Origin of the sequence: Aeromonas sp. s7(2024), assembly GCF_040907825.1 — a bacterium.
GTDB lineage: Bacteria > Pseudomonadota > Gammaproteobacteria > Enterobacterales > Aeromonadaceae > Aeromonas > Aeromonas veronii.
In genome coordinates this window covers 97,075-121,393 of sequence record NZ_JBFOCM010000012.1, presented here as the reverse complement: position 1 = coordinate 121,393, position 24,319 = coordinate 97,075, and the positions used below count along the sequence as shown (strand labels likewise).

Annotated in this window: 30 protein-coding genes; 2 read left to right on the top strand and 28 right to left on the bottom strand. The window is 58.4% G+C overall.

From position 1 onward, the window contains the following. Positions 1–85: 85 nt before the first annotated feature. The 27 genes from AB5Y73_RS04035 to AB5Y73_RS03905 all read right to left on the bottom strand — a co-directional run bounded on the left by AB5Y73_RS04035 (position 86) and on the right by AB5Y73_RS03905 (position 21,989). On the bottom strand, positions 86–1,486 hold the full coding sequence (locus AB5Y73_RS04035) for a hypothetical protein (protein ID WP_279499535.1): 1,401 nt from the start codon (positions 1,484–1,486) through the stop codon (positions 86–88). An 11-nt stretch (positions 1,487–1,497) separates the two neighbouring features. Further along, positions 1,498–1,755 carry a bacteriocin gene (locus AB5Y73_RS04030; protein ID WP_279499534.1) on the bottom strand — a complete coding sequence of 86 codons (258 nt, stop codon included), beginning with the start codon at positions 1,753–1,755 and terminating at the stop codon, positions 1,498–1,500. Continuing rightward, positions 1,755–2,129 (bottom strand): hypothetical protein, encoded by a 375-nt coding sequence (locus AB5Y73_RS04025; protein ID WP_279499533.1) that lies wholly within the window; start codon positions 2,127–2,129, stop codon positions 1,755–1,757. Before AB5Y73_RS04025 ends, AB5Y73_RS04030 begins: the two co-directional genes overlap by 1 nt. 10 nt (positions 2,130–2,139) lie before the next feature. Further along, positions 2,140–2,781, bottom strand: coding sequence for a hypothetical protein (locus tag AB5Y73_RS04020; protein ID WP_368147309.1), 642 nt, complete (start codon positions 2,779–2,781; stop codon positions 2,140–2,142). 8 nt (positions 2,782–2,789) lie between these two features. Further along, positions 2,790–3,161, bottom strand: a complete 372-nt coding sequence (locus tag AB5Y73_RS04015; RefSeq protein ID WP_279499531.1) for a hypothetical protein — start codon at positions 3,159–3,161, stop codon at positions 2,790–2,792. Continuing rightward, complete coding sequence (locus AB5Y73_RS04010) at positions 3,140–3,553, bottom strand: tail fiber assembly protein (RefSeq protein WP_279499530.1); 414 nt, start codon at positions 3,551–3,553, stop codon at positions 3,140–3,142. Before AB5Y73_RS04010 ends, AB5Y73_RS04015 begins: the two co-directional genes overlap by 22 nt. Continuing rightward, complete coding sequence (locus AB5Y73_RS04005; RefSeq protein ID WP_279499529.1) at positions 3,550–5,031, bottom strand: DUF1983 domain-containing protein; 1,482 nt, start codon at positions 5,029–5,031, stop codon at positions 3,550–3,552. Before AB5Y73_RS04005 ends, AB5Y73_RS04010 begins: the two co-directional genes overlap by 4 nt. Further along, the gene (locus AB5Y73_RS04000; protein WP_368147306.1) at positions 5,028–6,638 is read right to left on the bottom strand and encodes a hypothetical protein; all 1,611 of its coding nucleotides are present in this window, start codon (positions 6,636–6,638) and stop codon (positions 5,028–5,030) included. The genes AB5Y73_RS04005 and AB5Y73_RS04000 overlap by 4 nt, the downstream gene beginning before the upstream one ends. Positions 6,639–6,718: 80 nt before the next feature. Continuing rightward, on the bottom strand, positions 6,719–7,105 hold the full coding sequence (locus tag AB5Y73_RS03995) for a hypothetical protein (protein ID WP_279499526.1): 387 nt from the start codon (positions 7,103–7,105) through the stop codon (positions 6,719–6,721). 820 nt (positions 7,106–7,925) lie between these two features. After that, positions 7,926–9,455, bottom strand: coding sequence for a hypothetical protein (locus AB5Y73_RS03990; RefSeq protein WP_368147305.1), 1,530 nt, complete (start codon positions 9,453–9,455; stop codon positions 7,926–7,928). Positions 9,456–9,457: 2 nt separating this feature from the next. Continuing rightward, the gene (locus AB5Y73_RS03985) at positions 9,458–10,117 is read right to left on the bottom strand and encodes a DUF6682 family protein (RefSeq protein ID WP_139401804.1); all 660 of its coding nucleotides are present in this window, start codon (positions 10,115–10,117) and stop codon (positions 9,458–9,460) included. Positions 10,118–10,128: 11 nt separating this feature from the next. Next, positions 10,129–10,758, bottom strand: a complete 630-nt coding sequence (locus AB5Y73_RS03980) for a hypothetical protein (protein WP_279499522.1) — start codon at positions 10,756–10,758, stop codon at positions 10,129–10,131. After that, the gene (locus tag AB5Y73_RS03975; protein WP_279499521.1) at positions 10,758–11,201 is read right to left on the bottom strand and encodes a hypothetical protein; all 444 of its coding nucleotides are present in this window, start codon (positions 11,199–11,201) and stop codon (positions 10,758–10,760) included. Before AB5Y73_RS03975 ends, AB5Y73_RS03980 begins: the two co-directional genes overlap by 1 nt. A 66-nt stretch (positions 11,202–11,267) precedes the next feature. After that, complete coding sequence (locus tag AB5Y73_RS03970) at positions 11,268–11,657, bottom strand: hypothetical protein (RefSeq protein WP_279499520.1); 390 nt, start codon at positions 11,655–11,657, stop codon at positions 11,268–11,270. Between the two features lie 68 nt (positions 11,658–11,725). Beyond that, positions 11,726–12,943, bottom strand: a complete 1,218-nt coding sequence (locus AB5Y73_RS03965; RefSeq protein WP_279499519.1) for a DUF4043 family protein — start codon at positions 12,941–12,943, stop codon at positions 11,726–11,728. A gap of 72 nt (positions 12,944–13,015) precedes the next feature. Beyond that, a complete protein-coding gene (locus tag AB5Y73_RS03960; RefSeq protein ID WP_279499518.1) occupies positions 13,016–13,945 on the bottom strand; it encodes a hypothetical protein in 930 nt (309 codons plus the stop codon). A 134-nt stretch (positions 13,946–14,079) separates the two neighbouring features. Beyond that, positions 14,080–14,448, bottom strand: a complete 369-nt coding sequence (locus AB5Y73_RS03955; protein WP_279499517.1) for a Gp49 family protein — start codon at positions 14,446–14,448, stop codon at positions 14,080–14,082. A 119-nt stretch (positions 14,449–14,567) separates the two neighbouring features. Continuing rightward, complete coding sequence (locus AB5Y73_RS03950; RefSeq protein WP_279499516.1) at positions 14,568–16,694, bottom strand: portal protein; 2,127 nt, start codon at positions 16,692–16,694, stop codon at positions 14,568–14,570. Beyond that, positions 16,694–18,391 (bottom strand): terminase, encoded by a 1,698-nt coding sequence (locus AB5Y73_RS03945; protein ID WP_279499515.1) that lies wholly within the window; start codon positions 18,389–18,391, stop codon positions 16,694–16,696. The genes AB5Y73_RS03950 and AB5Y73_RS03945 overlap by 1 nt, the downstream gene beginning before the upstream one ends. 65 nt (positions 18,392–18,456) lie before the next feature. After that, positions 18,457–18,954, bottom strand: a complete 498-nt coding sequence (locus AB5Y73_RS03940; RefSeq protein ID WP_279499514.1) for a hypothetical protein — start codon at positions 18,952–18,954, stop codon at positions 18,457–18,459. 44 nt (positions 18,955–18,998) lie between these two features. Further along, the gene (locus AB5Y73_RS03935) at positions 18,999–19,892 is read right to left on the bottom strand and encodes a terminase (protein ID WP_368147304.1); all 894 of its coding nucleotides are present in this window, start codon (positions 19,890–19,892) and stop codon (positions 18,999–19,001) included. After that, positions 19,893–20,072, bottom strand: coding sequence for a hypothetical protein (locus tag AB5Y73_RS03930; RefSeq protein WP_279499511.1), 180 nt, complete (start codon positions 20,070–20,072; stop codon positions 19,893–19,895). It lies immediately after the preceding gene. 43 nt (positions 20,073–20,115) lie between these two features. Then, positions 20,116–20,670: a DUF2514 domain-containing protein gene (locus AB5Y73_RS03925; RefSeq protein ID WP_279499509.1), complete on the bottom strand. Its 555-nt coding sequence runs from the start codon at positions 20,668–20,670 to the stop codon at positions 20,116–20,118. Further along, positions 20,670–21,161 carry a lysozyme gene (locus AB5Y73_RS03920; protein ID WP_322875181.1) on the bottom strand — a complete coding sequence of 164 codons (492 nt, stop codon included), beginning with the start codon at positions 21,159–21,161 and terminating at the stop codon, positions 20,670–20,672. The genes AB5Y73_RS03925 and AB5Y73_RS03920 overlap by 1 nt, the downstream gene beginning before the upstream one ends. Continuing rightward, entirely contained in the window at positions 21,161–21,364 is a 204-nt protein-coding gene (locus tag AB5Y73_RS03915) for a hypothetical protein (protein WP_279499508.1), read from the bottom strand. Before AB5Y73_RS03915 ends, AB5Y73_RS03920 begins: the two co-directional genes overlap by 1 nt. 131 nt (positions 21,365–21,495) lie before the next feature. Continuing rightward, positions 21,496–21,795: a hypothetical protein gene (locus tag AB5Y73_RS03910; RefSeq protein WP_279499507.1), complete on the bottom strand. Its 300-nt coding sequence runs from the start codon at positions 21,793–21,795 to the stop codon at positions 21,496–21,498. Further along, the gene (locus AB5Y73_RS03905) at positions 21,795–21,989 is read right to left on the bottom strand and encodes a DUF3283 family protein (RefSeq protein ID WP_279499506.1); all 195 of its coding nucleotides are present in this window, start codon (positions 21,987–21,989) and stop codon (positions 21,795–21,797) included. The genes AB5Y73_RS03910 and AB5Y73_RS03905 overlap by 1 nt, the downstream gene beginning before the upstream one ends. 123 nt (positions 21,990–22,112) lie before the next feature. On the opposite strand from AB5Y73_RS03905, the gene umuD reads away from it, so the two are divergent. Both umuD and umuC read left to right on the top strand, forming a co-directional pair. Continuing rightward, a complete protein-coding gene (gene umuD / locus AB5Y73_RS03900) occupies positions 22,113–22,535 on the top strand; it encodes a translesion error-prone DNA polymerase V autoproteolytic subunit (RefSeq protein ID WP_279499505.1) in 423 nt (140 codons plus the stop codon). Further along, entirely contained in the window at positions 22,532–23,812 is a 1,281-nt protein-coding gene (gene umuC / locus AB5Y73_RS03895) for a translesion error-prone DNA polymerase V subunit UmuC (RefSeq protein ID WP_279499504.1), read from the top strand. The genes umuD and umuC overlap by 4 nt, the downstream gene beginning before the upstream one ends. Here the strand turns inward: umuC and AB5Y73_RS03890 are convergent. Continuing rightward, positions 23,796–24,077 carry a hypothetical protein gene (locus AB5Y73_RS03890; RefSeq protein WP_279499503.1) on the bottom strand — a complete coding sequence of 94 codons (282 nt, stop codon included), beginning with the start codon at positions 24,075–24,077 and terminating at the stop codon, positions 23,796–23,798. The two genes, umuC and AB5Y73_RS03890, sit on opposite strands and share 17 nt — an antisense overlap. Positions 24,078–24,319 lie beyond the last annotated feature (242 nt).

The window sequence follows — 24,319 nt, the reverse complement described above, 5'->3', positions numbered from 1 at the left end:
TCAGGGCTTGATATGGGGAGTACTGGCCAATAAGCAGACTGGCCGACTATGGAGAGATGCTAACGCTGGGGGGTTGGAAAGGCAACTAGCGGCGCGCTTGCGCCAGACTGATGGCCTGATAGGCACCAGCCTCCGCATCACGCAGCCTGCCGGCTGTCACGGTGGCTTGCTCCTCTTTCTTCTGCTTGGCCGCCTGCTGGCGCCACAGCTCGAACGCCGTGTTCATCCGTGCCGGGTTATCCATCAGGCTGCTCAGCTTGCCGTGCTGGTTGGCCTCCTTGATAAACTGCAGGCGCTCGGGATCGCCCCCGGTCCACGCCTTGAGTGGCGCCTCCTGCTTTGGCTCATCCGTTTTGGTGGTCAGACCGTAGGTATCAGCCAGCGCCGCCTTGCTCTGTTCAAGCTGGGCATCCAGCGCATCGAGCTGCAGGTCTTTATCCTCCGCATTGCTGGAGGAGATCTTGGCGCGGTTCTGGCCGTGCTGCTTCTCAAGGTCAGCAACCGCCTTCTTGTAGCCTGCCTGATCCGGGCCTGCCGTCAGGCCAAGAGAGGCGCGCAGCTGGTCGGCGTTGCCGATCATGTGTTTGGCCAGTGCCGCCCGCTGATAGGCCGGTTTCAGGAAGTCATTGATGGGGATCACCTTGGGGGTGTCATCCGGCGCAGAGGTCCGGTTATTGGTGACCGGGCGGACTGCCTTGCTGCCGTCGTCGTAGGTCACCTCCACACCCAGCACCACACCGCGCCCGTCGGGGGTGATCATGATGTTGCTCAGCTGCTTGCCGGTGATGGTCTTGCCGCTATCCGGGTCGATATCGCCAACCCCCTTGTTTACCTCATCCTGATAAAGGGTGCCGGCTGCCTTGATAAACTGCGGGTTGTTCACGGCCGCATGCCCTTCCGGTGTGGTCGGGTCGAGCTTTCCTTCCTGAGCCTGGCGCATCAGATTGCCAGCATGGGTAACAAAGGTCTTGCCAGCCTCGGCATAATCCTGCTGCAGGTAGCGCTCCGGGTTAAAGGTGCCAGCCCGAGGATCCCGCACCACGTTCCAGAACTGCTGGCCCGGGTCTTTGCCCTCCGCCACAGCTTGCCAGCCAGACTGGATGATGGGCAGATTCTCCTGTTGGTATGCTTGCTTCTCCCTGTCCTTTACCTGCCACTCATACTCCTGCTTGCGGCGCCCCTCTTCTGCCTGGGCAAGGCCAAGGTTGGCATTTCTGTAAGCCTGCATCCCCTCAGACTCTTTCTGCCTGAGGCCGAACTCCTGTTTCCACTGTTCTTCAGCGGTCTTCGTGCGCTCTTTGTCATGCTCGAAGCTGGCCTGCCTGAGAGAGAAGTTACGATTTGAATCCTCTATCCCCTGCTTGACCATGGTATCGCGCAACCCAAGCTCTCGCTCTTGTCGCTCGTCCTCTTTCTGGCCGCGTTGGTAGCGATCCATGGTGTTGAAGCCAGCCAGAAAGCCCTCTGCCAATCCTGATACGCTCATCTCAATCCCCTTTAAAACAGACTATCCGCCAGAAAGCCAATGCCAGCGCCAGCCAGCGCACCAAGCGGGCCACCCAGTGAGCCAGCCATACCAAGCACCGCCCCCATCGATGCGCCAGTGCCAATGGTGCTCAGGGATTGCCCCTTGCGCGCCGCCTTGAGGCTCTTGTTGGCAGATTCAATCTCCTGCTCCCGATTGGCCGCATCGCGCAGCCCCATCATCCCCTGCTGGCGCGTCTGGGCGCCAATATCAAGCAGTCCGTACCCCATTACATACCTCCACCGGTTTTGATTGCCTCACGCAGCCCGGCATCAGCGCCGGTCAAGATCCCCATCTGGCGTGCCTGCTCCTGCTCGCGCAGGCCGTTTTCAGTGCCTGCCGTCATCAGGGCAGCCCGCAACCCCTGACTGTTGTCGTTGACGCTGTTGCTCACCCCCATGCGGGCGTTGCGGTTTGCGGTGGCCTGCTGGGCCGAGCGCAGGGCGTTGACGTTGTTCTCATCCACCCGGCCGAGCTGCCCCTGCAGCAGCTGGCCGTTGGTGGCCAGCTCCATCAGTTCCTTCTGCTTCGGGTAGAAGCGATTTTTCCAGTCCTGATAACCCTCGCGAGTGACCTGTGCAAATAAATCTGCGGCGTATCCCATCGCTTACCCCTTAATAGCCATTGCCTTGCAGCACGCTGGCTGTCGGGCTGATCTTCTTGCTCACAGTTGCGGTTGTTGCTGGCGCCTTAAGCTCCCTGAGCCCATACGCCGTGCCCGCCCCCGCCAACGTACCAACCAGACCAGCGGTCGCCTGCTGGCTCTGGAATGAACTCTGGGCGTCACTGGTGGCCTTGCGCAGGCTGGTATTGGCCACATCCCCCATGGCCGCCAGCGATTCAGCCTTCTGCCCGGCGCCAATGCTCACCACATCCTTGAGGCCAGCCACATACTTATCTTGCTGGCTGGACTGGGCGCGGTTGGTGGTGTCGGTCTGGCTCAGCGCCTGGTCCGTCTCCAGATTGGACATGGCAGCCTGATACTTGCCGCTGGTCGGGTCAACGCCGCCAGCCGCCATGGAGTCGGCCAGCCCGGCGCGCGCCTCGCCAAAGGATTGAGCGGTACCCAACGCAGCCGTTCCAGCCAGCTTGTCGTACTCGCTCTCGCTGTTGAGGTCATCCATCTTGTTCATGAAGATGTCCTCATACCGCTTAAGGTCGGAGTTGTAGAGCTTCCACTGCTCCATGGCGACCTCTGCGGCAGCTACTTGAGCCTCCGTCTCCTTGATCTCGTTAGAACCACCCCCCTTACCCATCGCTCACCTCACAAGTTGATCTGAAACACAAAGAGCCCGTCAGCATCATCTGGCTGACGCACCCACCCCATTCTTGGCGCCACTCTGAGCCACCCTCTGCGCGCAGAGTGGAAGCGCAACCAGCGGGCACCTATCATGCGGGCCAGCCGCTTCACCTCCGGCAGGTGGCGCTCTGGCGCCCCGCCATCACCCCAACCGACCCATACCAGCACGCCGGTAGCGCCCTGCTCGCTGATCGGCTTCAACACAAAGCCGTCAGCACCACGCACAAACAAAAACGCCACCCGGTTACGGATGGCGTCTTGCAGCTCTGATGGCAGGTTTTGGTTGTCGGCATCGGAGGCAATTCTGGCAATAGCTACACCGGCCGAACTGGCCATACAACCTCCGGAAACGCTGGTTGATTGGTGATATCTCTCAGGGATTGTCGGTAGCAAGACCAGTCAGCAAATTGCTTATCGGTCATGCGCTCTCGATTGCTTGGCAGCTCCACCCAATCACTCTGACTGAGCAGCACATCCCTTTGAGCCCTTACTCTGGCAGATGAGATCTCGACATCGATAACCCACCCATTAATGCCGGCCTGAATGTAGTGCTCACCTGGCGATGCCCCTGCATCGCATACAACGCCAGCGTTGTTCAGGTAGTGCCTTCCGATGGTGAAGTCGCCAGGCACCATTACGCCAAACGTAATTTCAGGGGTTGCCCCCTCCGGGATGTCGCCAACAGCCTTAAGTCGCCCGTCCTTTAAGTCGAACACGCCAAACTTCATCGCTTAACTCCGATTACCATCATGGATACATGGCGCAAGTCATAGCTACCATCTGGCCAGTTGTTGCCAGCCTTGACCTCTATGCTGTACGTGCCGGGTCCTACGGTGAGGGACGTGGTGAACACACCTGACGAACTGCCGCCATTACCTACCGTAACAGCCTGATATTTAGAAAACACAAGTGTCCCGCTCGAGTTATACACCTCAAGATCCAAGCCAAGGTTTGTATAGCCGTTGCCCTGCGCCAGCCCGGTGTAAACGACCATGCACTTGGCAGATTCATTGAATGCAACCCCGTTTATCCTGCAACCAACACCCATTGGAGGGGTATTTGCTGGTACGTTAATGCCAACCGAGACCTCATAAAACAGCGGAACGGTAACAGCCTCACCACGAATATTGAGCGTATCAACGAATACGCCTGACGCTTTCAGTCGGTTGGTATAGATAGAGCCATCGGCGTAAATTACCGTATTCCACCCCTTCCCCCATGCCTGGTATGGCCCGCCAAGACCAAAAGCGGCATTGCCATCTGAAATAATGGCGCTCCCCATATCAAGCGCGCCACCAGTAATCAGCGGGGCGCTGATGCTCACCCCTGCCTTGATATAGTCAGCGGTGATCTTTTCGGAGTGGATGATCTGGATGGTGGCCTTTCTGATTAACGCCTCTTGGATGACGGTCTTACCCTGATCGATGGCTAAGAGTGGAGCTGTACTCCCATTTGGATTGTTTGGGTCATAAACAAAAACTTGGCTGGCTGAGAGAAACACCTGGCTGGTACCGTCTGACTTAGCCACCAGGCCAATGCCGGCCTTAATCTCACCAGCGCTCGCTTTAACAGCCCACATACTGCCAACGCCACTCTCCAAGCTGGCCGCCGTTTCCTTTACCCCCTCATAATCCTGCTTTAGCCATGCATCAAAATGGCTGAGCTTTATTTGGCCATCGAGCTCGTCAATGATGTCCTGAATATCCCGGCTGGTCTCGGCATAAAGGCCACCTGTGCTATGGTAAGGCCCCTCCATGCTGTTCTTGTTGACAAACCTGACCCAGTAAAACGCCTTGAACCCTTTGCCTACCGAATCGGAATAAACGTTAGCCAGCGTGGTGCCCACTCGCACGGCCGTTGATACGTTGTTCTTGCTGGATCGCCATATCTCAGCAAACGCATGCCCCTTGTAGGAAGGGGCGTCCCATGTGAGCGTAATGGTATGAAAGGCACCATCAGCGGTGACATTCACCGGGGCAGTTGGCGTTTGAACCCCAGACCACTCTGGATCGGTTGGCTTGTCTGGTGGTAATTCTGGCACCACCACCCCGCTCCCATTGCGACGCAGGTTGATCATGCCGATGGCTGCAGCTTCTCGCAGCGTCAGCGCTTTATCCAGCCGGTCACCTTTCTGACCGGTCAGGATCTGCATGTTTTCAGTCAGCCCCTGCTGGGTGCTGCTGGCCCGGAACGTGGCACTGCTCATTGCAACGACACCTCCGCTATGCTTCCGCCAAGGGTGATGCGCCCCACTACGCTACTGCCCTCCACCTCAATTTGCCAACGATCGCCACGCAGTGGAGGAAGGCGAAAGCCGGTTGAGGGAACCTGACCAATCGGCAGTCTGAACACCTCCTCACCATCAACCCTCAGGGCAACCCCAACCTTGGTAATGTCATCAGCGGTCACCTTGGCGCAACTGATCCGTTGCCATCGCGGCAGAACAAACAGTTTTGAGCGCCATTGCATCGTCAGCGCCTTGCTTCCGCCGCGCCACTTAAAGAGATCAGCCCCCTTGGCGATCATCAGCGCATCCATCTGCATATCAGGAACCGCGGCATCCCATCGCCCAGACAGCCAGCGAAAGTCACCTGATTTGGGGTCGAACACAAAGCCGTGGCTATCAGTCAGCGCGACATACTTGCCTTCGCTGTACCATGCCCTCATGGTTTCAGGCTGCAACGCCTGCCACTGCTCGCGGGTGATCAGGCTTTCAGTCACCAGATGGCCGCCATCAGCCCCAACGCCCACAAGACCATCCGGCGAGGCATACAGCACCAACCCATCGAGTGCCACCATGGAGCGGGCGCTCACACACGCCTGCTGCACCGATGAGAGCTTTTGACCGGTAATAGATGAGGGTGACGCCCCCTGAAACAGATAGGGATAACCCTTGGTGCCCACCACCAGAGCGGTATCGATTGCCGCAATAGCCACAATGTCATGCTCGGTGGTCAACTTGTACTTTTCAGGCCACGCATATGGCAGGTAAGGCTCGGAGAACAGCACGGTATTGCCGACAAACCCTGCGCATATCCCGTTTGCCATCTGACAGATGCCCCGCATCTTGTCTGGCGGCATGGTGTAGCCGTAGGTCTCAAGTACAGGCCCGAGCTCGCCATCTTTTTTGCTGTCGATATACGATGCGGTAGAGATGGGCAGATCGGCAACCAGGAGGTAATCAGCTATCCCAGCTCCGGACACGGACCGATACAGACGCCTGCGAGTCACGTTGCTATTGTTGGTTGGTGCTGGAGAAAGTGACACGGCGACAGTTGAGCCAGGAATGGTAATGGTGGCTTTACCGCTGGCAGGGCCAGGGGCGCCCTCCTCTCCCAGCCCGGTGACATAGGTTTCGACATAGAACCGAGTTTCATCATCGGTAGGATCATCATCCTTGCCGCCAGATGGCGGGGTAATCGACTGCACACCTGGCGGGGTTGTTGGCGCCGGAACCCCAAGGCGGTACCAGGCAGTAGGCTTGTTGCTACCACCAGTGGCGATCGCGTCATACGTCAGCTTCGGATAAGCGCCATCGGTGAAGTAGACCCGGTTGTATTGATCCTGTGCGATTGGCGAGCGCATTACCTCAACCAGCCCGCTCCAGGCAAACCAGAATTCGCCGTAGTAGTGGAAAATTGTCTTTGGCGTAAATGGCAACTGAACACCCAGGCCAAGATCGTCACGCAGCGGGGTGATAATCCCGCGGTCGAATGCGCAATCCTGCGCCAGCTCTGCAGCTTCATCTGGCAATAGCTGGCCAGCCACGCGCGGTATCATGCCTCGCATGGTCACAATATCGATAAGTGGCATTAGATGCTCCGGCAAACGGAAACAAAAAAGCCCCACTCGTGAGAGCGGGGCCATGATTGGAATATCCTAACGCTGGGAGGCTACCAAGTAAATGCCAACACATCTTCTACGCTTACCAGCGTAGCTACCGCCAGCTCGGCGGCGTTGCTGGCCTGCCGGATCTGCTCACGCAGGGCGAGCACATCAGCCACCGTCTCGAACCCTGTCTCACCTAACTGCTCACGCTCCTGCGCCCGTTGCAACCGCCAGTCGAGCGCAGTAATACGGCGCTCGGCCTCGGCTTTTATCTCGACGACTTTAGCCGCCTTCGCCTCGTCCAGAGTAATGGGCTGTGGAATGGGCTCTGGCTCTGGTTCGGGCTTTGCCTTCTCGCGCCAACTATTCGGATAGAATTCATCAGCGAAATCCGCATCTGCAATGATCGTATTGATGACAGTCCCAGAGCTGTCTAGGATTTCAATTTCCATTATCCCACCCTCCGAATAGCAACGAGGCCCTCACCGTTAGTACCAGATGACTTATAGCCGGGAATTCGATTAAGCCATCCACCCTCGCCTGCTTGCCCGTGAGTCGCTGTTGACGCACAGTCAATCGATATGTTAGTGCCTGACAGCATTTGAACAACAGGTACACCCGCTGGGCCGCCTGCTCCGCCGAATGCCCCTCCAGCCCCACCGATTGCAGCGTAAGAGAAAATACCAGACACAGACGGGCTCGCGACCCTAATGACCACTCCGGGTTGGCCGTTAGAGTTAAAAAGCCCACCACCACCACCGCACGCGAAGATGTCGCCATTTGTAGCGGCCTCCGCCCCATCTCCACCTTTTTCGTTTATGTCTCCGCCTGAAGCACTGCCCCCAGTTTTTGATTTTGCCCCATTCGCTATCATGTTCAGCGCAGCATCAAGGCATACAACTGTCGAGTCGCCTCCAGAAGCCCCTACAGTAACGACTACGCTCTGCCCCTTCTGCATGGGGCGAGACAGGCATATAGATATACCACCTGCGCCACCACCCGCGTCAGTACTGCTAGGCGCGCGAGCTGACGCAGAGCCAGCGCCATGCCCTCTCCTTGCATTTTGCGACGCATAGCCGTTGCGAAACGTTGAGTGTCCGCCACCGATAACGATAATCTCGTACTCGCCGTCATCAGGTACAGTCCACGAACTACTACTAAAGAAAACAAACCAAGGGTATTCGATAGGCCCAGAAGAGCTGGAACTCGCCAAATCAGCAATAGCCTTCTGCGTCAATTTAACTTCGTTGAGAATGACTGGTTCTAGTGCACTCATGCGCCCCCCTCTGTAGCCGTGAAGCCGGTCAATATGCCAGCCTGATAGTTGTATGTGGTGGTTCTGACAAGCTGCCCCAGTGTCTCCACCGCGCTGGTCAGCCGACCGTCTGTGTAGCTGTACGCCGTCACCCGCTCACCGGCAGGCAGTTGCTCGGTCATTTGCGTCAACGCCCCGGCCTCATAAACAAACGAAGCTGAACCGGCTGGTTGCAAGGCATCCACCGACCCGCTTGATGCAGCCCCTATTTCTTCAAGGCTCGGCAGCCAGTCACTCGGTCTGGCGCCAACTTGAGCGGCCGTCGGCATCCAGTCGGATGGTCGAGCCCCCACATCTGTAGCCGTTGGGGTCCATGAGTCAGGCCGAGCACCGATACTGGCTGGCGTCACTCCACCTATCGCTTCGCTGATCGCTTGCGCAAGCTGACTTTTTGACGGCACATCAAGGTGAGTGCGAGCGGCCTCTTTGTTCGGCACATCCCCCAGGTTCTGGTCTTTCAGCAAGGCTCCGCCTGTAGCCTGGTCAACCAACTCCTCTGCCCGCTTGGCAGCTGACTCGGAGCGAGTGGCGGATTCGCTACTGGCTTGCTCGCTAAGGGCAGCCTTGTCGGCATGTGATTTAGCCTGAGCGATCTGCTTGGCCCCCTCTGTCGCGATACTATCAAGCTGGCCTGCTGCGGCCTGCTGGATCCGCTGCTCAGTGGCAATAGCGCTATCAGCCTGCACCTTTGCCTTGGTTGCCTCATCGCCAGCCATGGCGGCGCTGTTACCGGCCGCCGTACTGTGCTGCTCTGAAAGTGCAGCGCTTTGTCCTGCTGCGGCAGCTGATGCAACCGCAGACGCTTCTTTCTGGCTGGCTACGCCCGCCGACAGTGCCGCGTCGGAAGAGGCTTGTTCGCTACTACTCTTCGCTACCTCTGCACGATGGGCATCAGCGGCGGCAGAAGTGGCATGCTGCTCACTGGCTACTCGATGCTCTCCTGCCACCCTTGCCGCATCAACTGCGCCTTCTTTTGCCGATGCGGCCTCACCTGCAGATACTGCTGCTTTGCCAGCATCCTCCGCTGCGGCAGCGCGATCTGTTGCAGCCAGCTGAGCGCTGCGTCCCGCTGCCTCTGCGCTCTGCCAAGCCAACTTTTGAAACTCATCAGCACTCTTGGCTGATGCAATAGCTTGCTGCTTTGCCAGCTGAGCCTCATCTCTGGCCTCAATGGCGGCATCCAGCATTGGTGGAGTAAGGTCGATACCCCCATCAACAAGGATGGCGTTCAGTGGCCCGGGGGGAGTGCTAGCGGAAACCTTGCCAATACCCAGATAGTCCATGTCGCCACAGCGATCATTCTGGGCGTAGACATCGTAGGTGCCAGGGGCAAGCTCAAAGTCATAGGCACCCAGCGCATCGCACTTGATGGTAACAGTGGAGCCATAAAGAGACTCCATCTGACTCTTGATTGCTCGTAGCTCTATCATCGCACCTGGTACGCAAACCCCGGTCGGGTCGGTCATGGTGCCGAAAATGCGGATCATGGTTACCCCTGATTGGTTTGGAACTTGTCATCACGCACAGCAATGACAGCTCGCTCCATCTGCAGCTTGATGCCAAGGTACTGAGCAAATGCCTGGAGGTGCAGCTGACCGCGGGCGGAGTTGGCGGTGTCGTCAGAGTCGCGCAGATAGGCGCGGTAGATAATCCAGTCCATGCAGGGGGTGAGGAAGGTGTCATCCACCTGCAGAGCAACGCCAGACTCCACCTGAGCCACGTCAACCGGCGCAGGTAGTGCACTGAGCACCAGATCCACTTTGACGCCAGCAGCCACCCCAGGGTACAGCCAGAAGGTGCGCGGGTTGGTGGGCTCATGAAGGTAGGCTTCTGCCGCCGCAGCCCCGGTGCCGGTCATCCACTCCGGATCAAGGTCATCCAGCTCACCGCGCTTGAAGAAGCGGATCTTGCGACCACCGGTATTGCGCTCCACCTCGATGAGCTTTACCGCGCCAGCCGGCATGGCTTGGCGGGTACCGGCCACACAGGTGAACTCCTGTGTTTGGGCGAATACATCAGGGCGATAGTTGGCGATCGCCGCGATGGCGCTGTTGTAGTAGCTCACCAGGTCTGCGACAGACCAACTCGTTCTGGTTTTGTCGGTGAGCTCGATAGAGATCCGCTCTAGCAGGGCTTTGATGGTTGACATGTGACTCTCACCTAAAAGAATTGCCGACGGCGCACCGGGTTCTGGATCTGGGCGTTCGGGGTTTGCTCCACGCGAAAGCGGTGCGCATCCCTCACGGCCTCGTTGAATCGCATCTGATTAAGCTGCGCCAGCTCCGGGCTTGCCCACGGCTTGCCTGGCTGGAGCTGCAAAATGGCCGCGGCACCGTCCGCCATCGCCTCGGCGTAATCCTCAACCAGCGCAGCGGGGATCAGCTTTGCTGTCGGTAGCGGCTCAATGGCACCAATGATGCAGACGCCCTGCAGCGTCACCAGAAACCGCACAGACTCGGCTGACTGAACGTGATAGTGAATGCCAGGCTGCAGCGGCACCCCTTGTGAGGTGATGCGGTGAATGACCGAGCCAGTTACTTGTGGCTCTCGCACATCCTGGCGGGCCTGTCGGTTGATGCTGCTCGCCTTGGCAAAGCTCACCGTCTGCCCCTCCAGCACCTCATCAAACTGGCGCTCGAGGTGGATAAGGGCGCTGCGTTTGCAGAAGTCGATAGAGGCGCGAATGATGGCCTGCCGGATAATGCTGTCGAGCGGGCCAGAAACCCGCTGGCGAACCAGCGGGATCAGGGTGTCCGGACTAACCAGACGGCTATCCAGAACCGGCACCATTACTCACCACCTTGACCGGCAGCCATCTTGATTTTCAGGGCGTCACGCACGCGAACGCGGAAGTCGTCCACCTTCTCCTGCGGCCCCTTCTGCTCGATACCCAGATCTTCACCTTCGGTCAGGGTCGCCAGCTGGGCAGAGGTGAGCTTGGCCAGATCGATATCACCGACCACCATGCTCTGCTCTTCGGCCAGGCGGGCAGCTTCGGCAGCAAGGCGCTCCTGCTCTTCCGCTTCCATTCGTGCGATGGTCTCCTGCCGCTCCAGCGTGCCAGCCAGCGCTTCTTTGCTGACCCAGACGGTGGGGAACTCCAGCAGCTGCATGGCGATGTGGCTCTCCACATCAACTGGCGTGTGGCGCGGGAACACCAGGCGGGATCCGGTCACGGTGTCTTTCTTGCTCGGCTTGTCGCCGATATAAACCACGGCAATTTTGTCGCTCACGGCAATATCTCCAATCCAGAAATGAAAAAGCCCGGCGCTGGGCCGGGCGTGGCGTGACGGGCAGCCTTACAGGTTGCCGATCACCTCATAGTGCAGCTTGAGCTTGACCGTGCCCGTTGCTGCTCCGCCGCCGACGGTGAGGGTGATCTCCTGGTCGGGCAGCGTCATCAGATCGTCCACCGGGAAATACTTGGATACCGCCGTTGCCGTGCCTTCGGCGTTGATGATGGTGGTATCGCCAATCTTGACGGTCAGCGTGGTGCTGGCGCCCAGCGCGCCGCTGATGAGGGTGGCGCCGACCACTTTCAGGTTTGGCTCCACCTTGTCACCAAAGGCGATAACGTCGCCGGACGGCACCGCCGCCAGCTTGGCCACCAAGGTCGGGGAGATAGAGAGGTTGCCGAACGAACCAATAAACCAGCGGTACGCTCGGGCGATCAGGGTAGTTTTGGCCATGATAAGGCTCCTTGTCTGGTCAGATTTCAACAGGAGGGGGCATCAACCCCCTCGCTCGGGTGGGTGGCTTAGCGGCCGACGGCGCTGACGGCGGTATCCAGCACCATGCAACCATGGTCCTGAACGTTGCCGTTGCGTTGCTTGAAGCGGATCTTCTGCAGGCCGGATACCCAGCTGATGGAGATCTCGGTGCTGTTGCCGTGGTCGGTTTTCTCTTCGTGCATGCCGAAGTGACTACCCTGTTCGCCGGAGCCGAAGGCGTTGGCCAGCGCCTGACCGCCCAGCAGCACGGCGCGGTCGATGGTGGTACCGGCAACCTTGTCCACTTCCACGCCGGTCGCGGAGTTGGCTGCGCACACCTTGACGGTGCTGCCCTGGTTGAAACGGATCGGCATGCCCTTGTATGGCTTGACCAGAATGCCACGCCACATCGCACCTTCACCGCGGAAGATGGGGTGATTCCAGCCCTTGCTGCGCTCCATCGCGGACGCCAGCATCGCTTGCCAGTCTTTGCCGGAGCTGGAGGTGTAGAAGTCGTGCCACTGGCGCGGGGTGACATAGAGCACGTAGAGCGGCTCGCCACCGGACGGATCCGCCACCATGCGGATCGGCTGGATGGGGTTGGCCATCTCGGACAGGAACAATGCCATATTGTCCACGCAGCCAAGATTGAAACGGTCAGCCGCGTCGATGGCTTCGAAGCTGGTCGCATCACCGCCGAAGAAGTGGCGTTCGTAGGTTGGGGCGGTCAGAGGGTTGATCATGATGTCGGCAAATTCCGGGTCATCCGCCAGCGGCAGAATGATATCGGTCGCGGAGTAGTCGCCGCGGGCACCTGCCAGCTGGGTAAAGCCACGCTGGTCAACCAGGCGGCCGTAGTAGCCATCAGCAAGCAGTGTGCGAGCTGTCTTGATCAGATCGTGCCGAGTGCGAGACTGACTCATCTTTCCAGCAGCATCCACGCCGTGACGGGTCTGGTTGACCTTGAGGCCGAAGTCAGCGAAGGACAGGGACTCAAGGCGGCCATCCAGCTTCTTGTCGCCCATGGTCGGGCGGCCAGAGAGCTGATGGAACAGCTGCATATCAACGGACTCGCCTTTCTGTTTGGTCAGGTCAGTGATGCGAACCACCGGAGCGCCCGGGCTGGTTTGCTTGCCGCCGTTGACCTTGGCATCCTTGTGAGCCTCGTCAGTAAGCATGTTCACCAGCGAGTGGGAGCGGTTTGCCGCGGTAAACAGGGCAACCTGCATAATCTTGTTGGCTTGCGCCGAGGTGACTTGGGTCATGATCCTCTCCTACATGAAAACAAAAACCCCGACACAGTGGCCGGGGTTGGTTGATGTAAACGGGGTTGTTGGTTAGAACCCGGACTGCGCCAGCAGCGCCTCGATCTGGGCCTCTGTCATGTTGCCCATCTCGCCGATTAGATCGGCTTGAGACATGGCACCATAGCGCTCGATGCCAGTTGCCGGTGCGTGATGGGTTTGGCCGAGTTCTGAAGGGCTGGACGGGATATGATCGGCTGGTTTCTCTGCCGCCTTGCCGGGTGCCTTGGCGGGAGGCGCTTCAACCTCGTCGCCAAAGGCCAGCTTGGTGCGGCGAGCCACTTCTGCGAATCGCTCCGCCAGCGGCTTGTTGCTCCACGCGGGGTCGGCCTGCAACTTGTCATCGATAGTGAGGGCCATATCGAAGCGGTCTTGGTCGCCATCACGCCACGCCACCAGATCGGGGATCGTCTGCATCGCATCCCGCGCCGGGTTGGCAGATGGCTGAACCTGTTGCGGCGCGGCTTGCGGCTCCAGCTTTTGGAGCTTGCTGGCAACGGCCATCAGGGCCTTACCGATATCCGGATAGTCCTGCGCCAGCTGCTCAAGCTCTTCCTTGCTGATGTTGTCAGGGTCAACAGATGGGTCGATCCCGTTCTTCTCCAACAGCGCCTGCAACTTATCCCGCTCCGCCTGGGCCTGCTGCGCCTGAGCCAGCTGCTCACGCAGTTGCTTGGTCTCGTTGCGCGCCTGTTCCAGCACTTCATACGGGATGGTGTGTTGACCGTTCTTGGCCATAACGACCTTTTCAGGTGCGTTGGCCTGTTCCTCAACCTGATTGGCCGCGGCTTGTTCGTTACCGGCTGCCACCTCGCCCGCCGACGGCGCGGGTTCTACGTCCGTTTGCTTGGTGCCAGTGCCATTGTCCAGCTCGACATCGGGCGCTTGCTCAATCTCGGCCAGCATGGCTTCCAGTTCGTCCAGGCTTTCAGTTCCGGTCAGGTTATCGATGCTTGTATTCATGGTCGTCCTCGTGGGTTTTCAGTGGGTGGTATCGCTGCCCAAGCGGGGGAAGGCTCTCGGTGAAAGCGCTCCCCGGCTGGGGCTGGGCATAAAAAAGCCCGCACAAGGCGGGCAAATGCTGCTGTCGTCTATCGCTAGGGATTTGTTGCGCCACCGACTCGCGGCCCGCTCATTTCTTCAAGGTGGCACTTGAGTCGCCAGCCTTCCAGCTTCCACAGCTCTTGGCGGGCCTTTGCTTCGGCATCCTTGATGGCGTACTTGGCGCCAAGCTCTGCATTGAAGTTGGCCGGGTCGGCGCAGGCGGTCATGCCGATGGCAAGGGTGAAGCCGTTGGCAGCAATGGCGGTGGCCAGCGTGGTTGTGGTGCCTGGTACAACCTGCACCTCATAGCGAACACCGCGCATCAGTGCCTCGATCTGGTCAGGGGTAACGCGCGGAGCTGTCAGTCCGAGCGCCTCAATGTCTCGCTCCATTTCGGCATCAATCTGCTGGCGGTCAGTCATGGCATGCTCCAAATAAAAAACCCGGCGCTATGGCCGGGTCTGGAAATGAAAAAGCCCAATCTCGAAAGACTGGGCCATGATGGAGAAATCCTAACGCTGGGCGATTAGGAAAGCAACTATCAGAGCGCGATCGCGTCTATCTGCTGCTGAATGGTGTCCAACAGCTGGGCCTGCAGGGCTGCCTGTTCGGCCTGCATCGCCTGCTGCTGGGCTGCCAGCTGCTCCATCTCCTGCAGGGTCTTGCCGGTCTGGGCCTGCTTGAGGCCGTCATCGTAGCGAATGGAGTCGGTCAGCTTGGTGATGCGCTGGGCCTCTGCCTGCAGCTTGGCAGACTTTCCTTCCAGCTCCGCCAGCTTGGCCTGCATCTCGCGCATGGCCATCTGCTGCTGCATCTGGGCAAGCTGGGCTTGCTGCTCTGCTGCGGCGCGTTCCTCGTCACTCATCTCGTCAGGGTCTTTCTGGATGTTCAGAGCGTTGCGGATCCGCTCCACAAACTCAGCTTTGCGCGGTACATCCATCAGCTCGACCAGCAGATCAAAGCAGGCGGCGGCGGCCTCTGGCGGCAACTGGGACATGGCTTGCGTCATTCGCTCGGCCAGCTGCTGCTTGTAAGCGGCAGTCTGCTGGATCGGCGCTAGGGCGATATGAGCTCGCAGCCTGGTCACGTCGTTGGTCAGCTTGCCGTCCTCTTGCTCCACGTTGACGACCACCGCCTTGCGCCGGCGCGGGTCGTCGCGATTGATGGTCACCTTGTAGTTGCGCTTGCTGGCCATATCCTCCAGCAGATAGGCCAGTGCCAGTTGCCCAACTTGCTGGCAGCCCATCCGGTAGTTGTCGTTGATCTCCGACAGGGTGGTCGCGCCCTGCTCCACCAGGTTGCTGATGGCAACGCCAGATTGGCCGGTCGAGCCCTGCCCCAAGAAGGCGGCATAAACCCCCATGGTGTCCTGGATCAGCTTCACCGAGTCTTGCATCACCTGGAACTGCTGGGCCGCCACGTTGAAATCCTGCTCCACCTTGAAGGCGTCGCTCACGCTGGTTTTGTTCTGGCGGTCAGGGTTGAGCTCGATATAGCCATCCGGGCGTTCTACCTGCTCCAGCACCTGATCCCGGCTCATGTTGGTGGCGTCCTTATCCATGATGACGCGCTTGGCCTGCAGCAAGAAGGTGAGCTTGATACGGCGCAGGTTCACCTCATCCTGTGCCGGCATGGCGCGGGCAATCAGGCCATAGGGCTCGCCGGTGCGGTCCTTGCGGTACCCCCAGAACGGCACCAGCGGATACATGTTGTGCGGGGCGGTACAGGGGCGATCGACCAGATGATGGGGGCCTACGAACCATGATTCGCGGATCGCGGCTACCGGACGGCGCTCCAGCCTTGCTCGTCCGATGGATAGAGCGGCTATATGCAGCTGATTGGTCTTGTCGAACTCCAGCGCCCGCCCGGAGTCGAGCAGCAGCACCTCGCGCAGGTCATAGGTGCGGTAGTAAACCACCTGCAGCAGGACGCGATCCCGCTCTCGGCTGCACCATTCAACCTCCTTGCCGCTGAACTGGCTCCATTCGTCATAGGCGCTGACAAGGTTGGGTTCCAGCCCCTCTATGGCGGTCAGGCTGACCATACCGGCCCAATCGTTGACGCCCCACTCCAGTGCCTCCGCCTTGCTCGGGAACATGGTCTTGGCCTCATCCAGATCAACCCAGCGGCGGCGCATCAGCCAACGGCAGTCGCTCAAATCGGGCTCCCGGCTGTACCAATCCCAATACACCTCGTCCCGGTGGACGCTGCTGAACTTGTAGCGCGGGCCGAACGGGTCACCGCGGCGGCTTACCTCCACCCAACCCAGCCCGGTCTTGATTTGGCCGCCATATGCCTCGCCACGGGCGCGATCCAATCCACCAAGGCGGCACATGTCGGAATATTCGGCATTCACGGCCTCGGCCAGCTGCTCGAGCTCATCATCGTGATCATCAGCGACAACCATCAGATCGGTGCGGCTCTTGGCCTCCATCCCCAGCACGCCGTCGATAGTCGGGGCGACCAGATTGTGGATGGTAATGGGTTGCCCCCGCTCTTTGAGCACCTTAACCACCTCTGGCGGAAGCTGATCGCCGTCATAGTAGGCACAGGCACGATTGGCAAGGCTTCGCCAGTCAGGCTGGCCATTGATATCGCTCATCATCTTGAGCAATTGCTGGGTGTCGAGACCGCCTTTCTTGGGGGCCTTTGGTTTGGCGTTGATCATCAGTTGGCCATCCAGTGCTTGGGTTTACGGGAGGATTCTGGTTTGACGATGCGGGCTGGCATGCGGGCGCGCATCTCTTGGGCAATCATGTAGCTCATCAACTGGTCGTCGTAGCAACCGTCCTGAGCGTTCATGCTGCCGCTCTTGTCGTAGACGTAGGTGGTTGCTTCTGAAATGGTGCCTATCCAGCGGATCCCGGCCTGACCGGCTCGCAGCAGGGCCTTGAGGCCATCCACCACGATCGGCTTGGATTGGCGTGTGGTCAGCCAGCCGAGGCGCTGGGTCTCATCATCCCGATCCCGGTCGATATACTCCTGGGTGTAGATGCGGCGGGTAGGGTAGAGCTCGCGCAGCTTGAGTAATACAGCGTGGCCGTGGTTGTTGCGCTCGGGGCCGATATAGGCAGGGCCATGCTCTGCACTGCCGTAGAACTTGCCGACGTGGGCCAGCAGCTGGGCAAAGAGACCGGGATCCAGATGGCCGAACCAGTGGGCCACCTGACGCCCGTCACTCTTGGCGATCACATCAAAGCTGGAGCGGTCGCCGTGCTCGAGACCTTCCGCCACGTCGGCGCCAATGGCGTAATCCTCATCGGGATCGGGCAACTCCCACACCAACAGCATGTTTTCGAGGGAGCGCTGTCCCTGCTCGTCCAGTTTGTCCGGCTTGCGGGCCTTCTCACGCTTGCCGGTAACGGGATCCATGTCATAGACGATGAGAGGCGGCATGCAGTCGCCCTCTGCCTCCATTGTGGCGATGGGGTCAAATACCCTACGGCCAGAGGTCAGAAACGCTTCCAGCGGCGTGCTGGGGAACTCCTGTTTCATCTCTGCGCCCAAGGTGGACTCTTTCAGCACGTACCACTGACGCTGCTCATCGCTGATGGTGCAGTTCATCGCCTTCTCAACCGCGGCGAAGTATTCAAGCTGTACCTTGCTTGCCACCACGCCAGACACCGGAACGTCGGCGCGATACTTGGGATCTTGCCACCAGGCGAAGAAGTGGAACTTCCAATCCAGCTTACTGAGTTCACCGGATGCACGGGCCAGCTCGAGGGACTTCATGCTCATGGCGTGGAAGTCGCCGCCCACACCTTCGGCGGTGGATTCAATGAAGGCCACGGCGCCCGGGTGAATGGCCTGCAGGGTACCGGTTCGCACCTCCTTGGCCTTCTCCGGGTACTTGGCGCAGATCTTGCCGTGCTCTGACACATGCAGGCGCTGGACGGTGCCGGAGCGGAAAGAGGTGGCCACCTGAATGCTGGAGCCATGCCGGAACAGGATATGACCGCCATTGGCCCCGCCGCGCCGAGTAACCACCTTGAACTGGGCCTTGAGCCAGCCGGGCAGGTTATCGAAAGGGACTTCAATCTTGGTGCGGTATATCTCGCCTGCGGCAGCCAAGTCCTGGGCGATGATCCCGCACTTGAGGTTCTTGTTGAACAGCGCCTCATCCAGCAGATAGATATCGATGGCCGTGGAGAGCCCGAGCTGACGCGCCTTGAGGATGATGTTCAGCCACCACATGGTCTTGAACAGCAGCTCTTGCGCCGGACGCAGACGAAAGCGCACCAACTGGCCTTGCTCATTCTCGATCATGTAGAGGTTGTTCATCCGCCACCACTTATCGCTGAGCTTTTCGCGGATGCAGGCAATCTGCTCCTGCTCAGTCATGGCGGAGATGTCGAGTTCGATCATTGGATGGTCTCAGGCAATAAAAAACCCGCCGAAGCGGGTTGGGCTTTTAACTTATCTTTATATGGTTACACCACTTTCCATCCATCAACATTTGAAAAGTCTAGATACTTTTTCATTTTTATTTCCAAAACTTTTAGTTTCATATTAAAAAGAGGGTATGAAGTATTATATGAATCAAGCAGGGTTAATAAGTCACTACGGTCTTCAACGTTCTTTGCATCACACTCTACCCTTCTCTTGATATAGCATGACATGCTGCTGCCATGGTCTTGCATTTCCCCAAGAACCTCATATATACCGCTATCTGTGTCGAATAGAAACTGTGCTTCCCTATAAGCTTTCACAAAAGCAGCATACTTCAAATTGATATCTTTTACGCTGTCCTCAGAAAACTCTTGCCACAACGACTGATAATAATCGAGTGCGACCAAGTATATTGAAAATCGTTTATTGTAAAGATCCAACCTTGTTTTAGCGCTTGCGATTCTCATCTGAGAAAACGAAACCAATAATGTACATATACTGACAAGGAGAATAGCTAGGCTCATATATTCTGATTTCATGTGTACCATTCCAGTGATTGGGTTCTTGAATATTAACAGAATCATTATGAACTCATCACCCCGCCAGTTCCCATTATCTGCAGCTCGGTGACCATCTCGCTGACCGGAGTGGTATCACTGCCGCCATCCTTCTCCAGCCGATCGGCTTCGGCCGTCAGCTTGCGGGTGGCCGCCTTGATGCGCTTGGTGTCTGCCTCAATCTTGGGGCCGGTTACCGCATCAATCATCAGGGCGCTCAGAGTGCGCTCGATGGACTCAATCCGCTGAATGTTGCGATCAAGGGCCTGCTCCGCCCGCAAGATCTTGTCATAGAGCCCAATCCGGTCGGTCATCTCGGTGGCATCGACCAAATCCTGATGCAGGTTCTTCAAGGTCTTGGTGACAGAGATAACGCGAGCCCGGGTGAATATCAGCTCATCCCGCAGCCTCAACTCCTCGGCCTGGTCGAACAGCTCAGGCGAATCGAGGAACTGAGCGTAACCGCCGTGGGTCAGCGCGGGGCGATCGCCTGGCTTCCACTTTGCGACAGGGCTCGGATTTCCGGGGTTGCCGACGGACTCACGATTGCCCACGCCAAAGCGGCCATCTGGCTGGCGCCCCGATTTTCTTTTCGGGTTTTGACCTGAGTCGTCAGGGGTTTGTGTGGATGAGGATGACCTTTCCCCTCTTCCCTCTCCCCTCTTGGCCTTGCCTTCATTCCCCTTGGGTTGCGCACTTTGCGCAGATTGCGCAGTTTTGCGCACTTCGGATTGCGCAGATTGCGCAGCTACGCGAGATTTTTCAGGTTGTGCAGGGGATTGCCCCCGAGATTTCAAATAGCGACGCGCCGAGTTGTAGTTCAGGCCGCGGCTGTCACACCAGTCTTTTGCACTGATGCCGGTCGCTTCGTGCTCCTGCAGGAATTCTGCATTGAGCTGTGCCCAGTCGGTCTTTGCCATTTAGAGAGATAGCTCGCCTTCGACAACGGTGTCGCCGGGTACGGGCTGATGGGTTGCCGGTACCACTACGGAAACGCCGGTATTGAGAACAACCAGGGCATGACTGCCGTCATACTCCTTCACATGAGTGATAACCCCGGTCACGGTAACGCCATTAACCACTTCACTACTCCAATTCATCTGCATCACCTCCTCCCTCGCCCCAGAAAGACAAACCCCGCCGTTATGGGCGGGGCTTCATGGTCTCAGTGCGCAGGAAGTCATAGGCCCGCTCGCAGGCTAGTCCTGATGCTCGAGCTCGGTCATACGCTGCTGCCAGCTCACCCGCTCTTTCGTCAGCCCGGCTGAGCAGGTCGGCGAGCACCACGGCAGGCTGTTCGGCTGCCGGGCCTCCTTGGGCAGTGCTGGGACTGCTGGCGCACTGACTTGCTCGGGCTGCCAGTCGGCGGGCTTGCTCGCGCAACCGACCAGACTCAACGCCAGCAGCAGCGGCATCAGCTTGTGCTTGGGCGATTTGTTCTTGTGCATGGTCTCTTACCTCATCGATTTCTGCCTGCCGGCGCAGCTCTTCCTCCCGAGCCTTCAGCTCAGCCTTGGTCCTGGCTGTGGCGAGGCGGGCAGCCTCTTCATTCCACTTTGCCTGCCAGGTCTTGCGCTCCCCCTCCTCCCCAGCAGCATGACCGGAGCGATAGATCGCCATCCCACCGCCGGCCAGGGCGGATATCACCAAGGCGCCGGCTAGGAACGGCAACACCTTGCTCTGCGGGGTTGTCGCCATCACTCCCCCTTACACTTCGCATTGAGGCGCAACCGGTCTTTCCAAAGCCCAGGGCATGTCCGGTTACCCGGCGCCGAGCAGTCCTGATTACCGGAGCGCTTGAACAACAGGATCGCCTCGCAGGCACCGGGGTAGTCGCCGACGTTCAGGCGTTTCACGATGGTTGAGCGACAAAAGGCTCCTGGGCCGATGTTGTGGGAGAGTTCGACGTAGGCATCGAACTCATACTGGTGAAGTGGCACCTTGATGCAGGTCTTGAGGGCATTCTCGAACACCCGCACTTCCCGAAGGCTCCTGTTCACCGCAGCTACGGGTGTGATGGTGTCACCCATCTTGACCCCTTCGGTACTCCCAAAGCCGATGGTTGGCAACTTGGTCCCGTGTACCGGGTCAGGGTAAGCCACCGGCTCAAACCCCTCCCGATTCAGGACACCCACAAAGCCTGCGGCGCTCAGTGTGAGAGCTGCGATTGCAATGCGGACCTTGCTCACTATGCACCTCCCAAACGCGGCTTAATGATGTTCGACCAGACAAACCACCCCATCTGGACTGCAATCCACAACAGAGTGGCAACAAGCACCCAGTCATTGAGCGAATAGCCAGCCAGGGTCATGCCGGACACCACTACCGGCGGTGCGGACTTTGCCACACCGGCCGCAGCCGCAGCGGTCGCGAACTCCTCTTCCTTCCCCATTTACTCCCCCTCCAGAAACGACAAAGCCCGCACGATGGCGGGCCGGAAATGAAAAAGGCCAGAGTCCCGGTGGAATCTGGCCATCTTTGATAGATACTAACGCTGGGGCGACTGGGATTCAACCAGCAGCTTTACCAGTTAATCTTGCACAGCGATGTCGCTAAGTAGTCGATGGTGCTCCATCCGCAAACCTGCTGACCAGATATGCAGAATCCTCCATCATCAAAATAGCCATGGGCCATTGCATCATTTCCTACTTTTGTGACGAAGTAGACGGAGAACATGTCGTCTCCAGCAGGCTCTATGCGGATATAGTGAACCTCTTTCCCCTCACCCGCTGGCGGGATCAGCTTCACGCCTCCCCTGTTTGGCTTAGGTGTAACCTGAAATATCCGCTTTAGAATGGCAACTTCGACAATGCCAAGCTCCATCACTTCATCTTCCGATAGCGTTCGACCTGCTGCAGGAAGTAAGCCTGCATCTCACCCTTGTAGTTCCCGGCCTCACTCTCGGCTGGTGTTTTGATCTCAGGGTTTCGCTCCTTCCATACCGCATAGGCGGCAGCCTTCTCCACTTCAACACGCTCTTGCTGATCTTTCGGCAGGGAACACAGATTGAACGACATTGGCGACTCCACACTCTGAATTTGCCAAGATCTTACCTCAATCTGGAGTCGATCGCTCCATGATGATCTTCTTTACGGGGCCAGATATACTGTATTTATATACAGCACAGTAGAGTTCCAAACATGTACGCAGTTCCCGACCTTGACGCCCCAGCATTAGAAATCCCTTTGTTCCTCTCCCCTGCTGCCTGCGGCTTCCCATCCCCCGCTCAGGACTATGTGGAACAGACCATCGACCTGAATCAACTCTGCATCGCGCACCCGGCGGCGACTTATTACGTTCGGGCTGCCGGAGACAGCATGGTAGAGCACGGGATCCACGATGGTGACATGCTGGTTGTAGACCGCAGCAGCAAGCCAGTGCATGGCAGCGTGGTCGTTGCCGCTGTTGATGGTGAGTTCACTGTGAAGCAGCTCCAGCTCACCCCCTCCGTCTGCCTTCTCCCGGGAAACCCGGCTTATCGCCCTATTCATTTCAGTGACGGACAGCACCTGGAGATTTTCGGCGTGGTTACCTTCGTCATCCACAAGATGCCAGCTCCATGAACAAGTGCTGCGCAGTTGCCCTTGTCGATGTGAACAACTTCTACGCCTCTTGCGAGCGGCTGTTCCGGCCTGATTTGAAGGGGCAACCTATCGTTGTGCTCTCCAACAACGACGGCTGTGTGGTGGCCCGTTCGGCGGAGGCCAAGGCGCTCGGCATCAAGATGGGGGTCCCCTACTTCCAGATCCGCCAGTTCTTTGAGGCCATAGGCGGCACCTGGTTCTCCAGCAACTACGCGCTCTACGGTGACATGAGCCAGCGCGTGATGAGTATTCTGGAGGGTATGGCGCCAGCTGTTGAGGTCTACAGCATTGATGAAGCGTTTATTGAGCTGAGCGAGAGATGGGCTGGCGATCTGGTGGAGTATGGTCGCCAAGTCCGTGAGCGAGTACAGCAATGGACAGGTCTGACCGTAGGGGTCGGCATTGGCCCCACCAAGACCCTGGCCAAGCTGGCGAACTATGCAGCAAAGAAGTGGCCCGCCACGGGCGGCGTAGTGGACCTACGTGATGAAGCCCGGCGCGCTCGCCTGATGACCATCACCCCAGTGGATGAGATATGGGGCATCGGCCGGCGGCTGTCTGCCAAGCTGGAGGCCCAGGACATCAAGACAGTAGCCGACCTGGTAGCTGCCGACCCTAAGGCACTACGGAAGCGCTATGGGGTAGTCGTCGAGCGCACGGTGCAGGAGCTGCGGGGGATCCCCTGCGCCGAACTGGAGCAAGAGGTCCAGGCCAAGCAGCAGATCATCTGCTCGCGCAGCTTTGGGGAACGCATCACCCAAATTGGTCCCATGCACCAAGCGCTGGCAGGCTACATGGAGCGGGCGGCCGAGAAGTTAAGGGGAGAAGGCATGTGCTGCCGGCATGTTACCCTGTTCATTCGCACCAGCCCGTTCAGCGACAAGGCCCCCTACTACGGCAACCAGGTGAGCACTAAGCTGGCCATGCCCACCAATGACACCCGGGCGCTGCTGGCCCTGATCCCCCAACTACTTGCCCACATCTGGCGCGACGAGCAGCGATATCAGAAGGGCGGCGTCATGCTGGCCGACTTCTCCCCCATCGGCATGCAGCAGGGCGACCTGTTCGCAGCCGAGCAGCAATCACCGCGCAGCGAGGCGCTGATGCAAGTCATCGACAAGATCAACCAGGGGCGACTGGGCAAAATCTACTTTGCAGCCAGGGGGCAGGACACCAAGGAATGGATGATGAAACGGGAGCAACTCAGCCCCCGTTACACCACATGCCTCCAAGAACTCCCTATCGTTTCTGCATAGTCTCTGTTTGGGCTGTCTCAGAATGAATAGCCAGCACCTTGATGAAGATCCTGCGCGCTGACATCTTCCCTGGCTCTGGGATGCAAGGCCTGGTTTCGGCGAGCTTTTCAATATTGCGAAGCGACCTCAGGTACAGCATCACCTTGCCAGCCTCGTGATGTGGGATCCCCAACCTGTATGCCACATCGTAGAGGTCGAAGAACTCACCATGCTGCAGCCCCCACCTTGCCACCTTCATCGCCGGCCACTTCCATTTGCTGTCCATTGAGTCCCTCCATAGGCAACATTTTTCAATTTAGCGGGTGTGTGGCCGTTCGGCACACCCGGAGATGCTCGAAATCAGCTTGTCGTGATGTCACGATTGATGTCAATGGTGCCGCGGAAATCCCCCAGGAGGGCTTGGCCTCATGATGAAGGCATCATAACTGCGCTGAGTTCGAGATTGCAGGACAAATGCTGTGCGAAGAGACCGTAATCTTGGTGTGAGAAACGCGATCTGATTTGCCG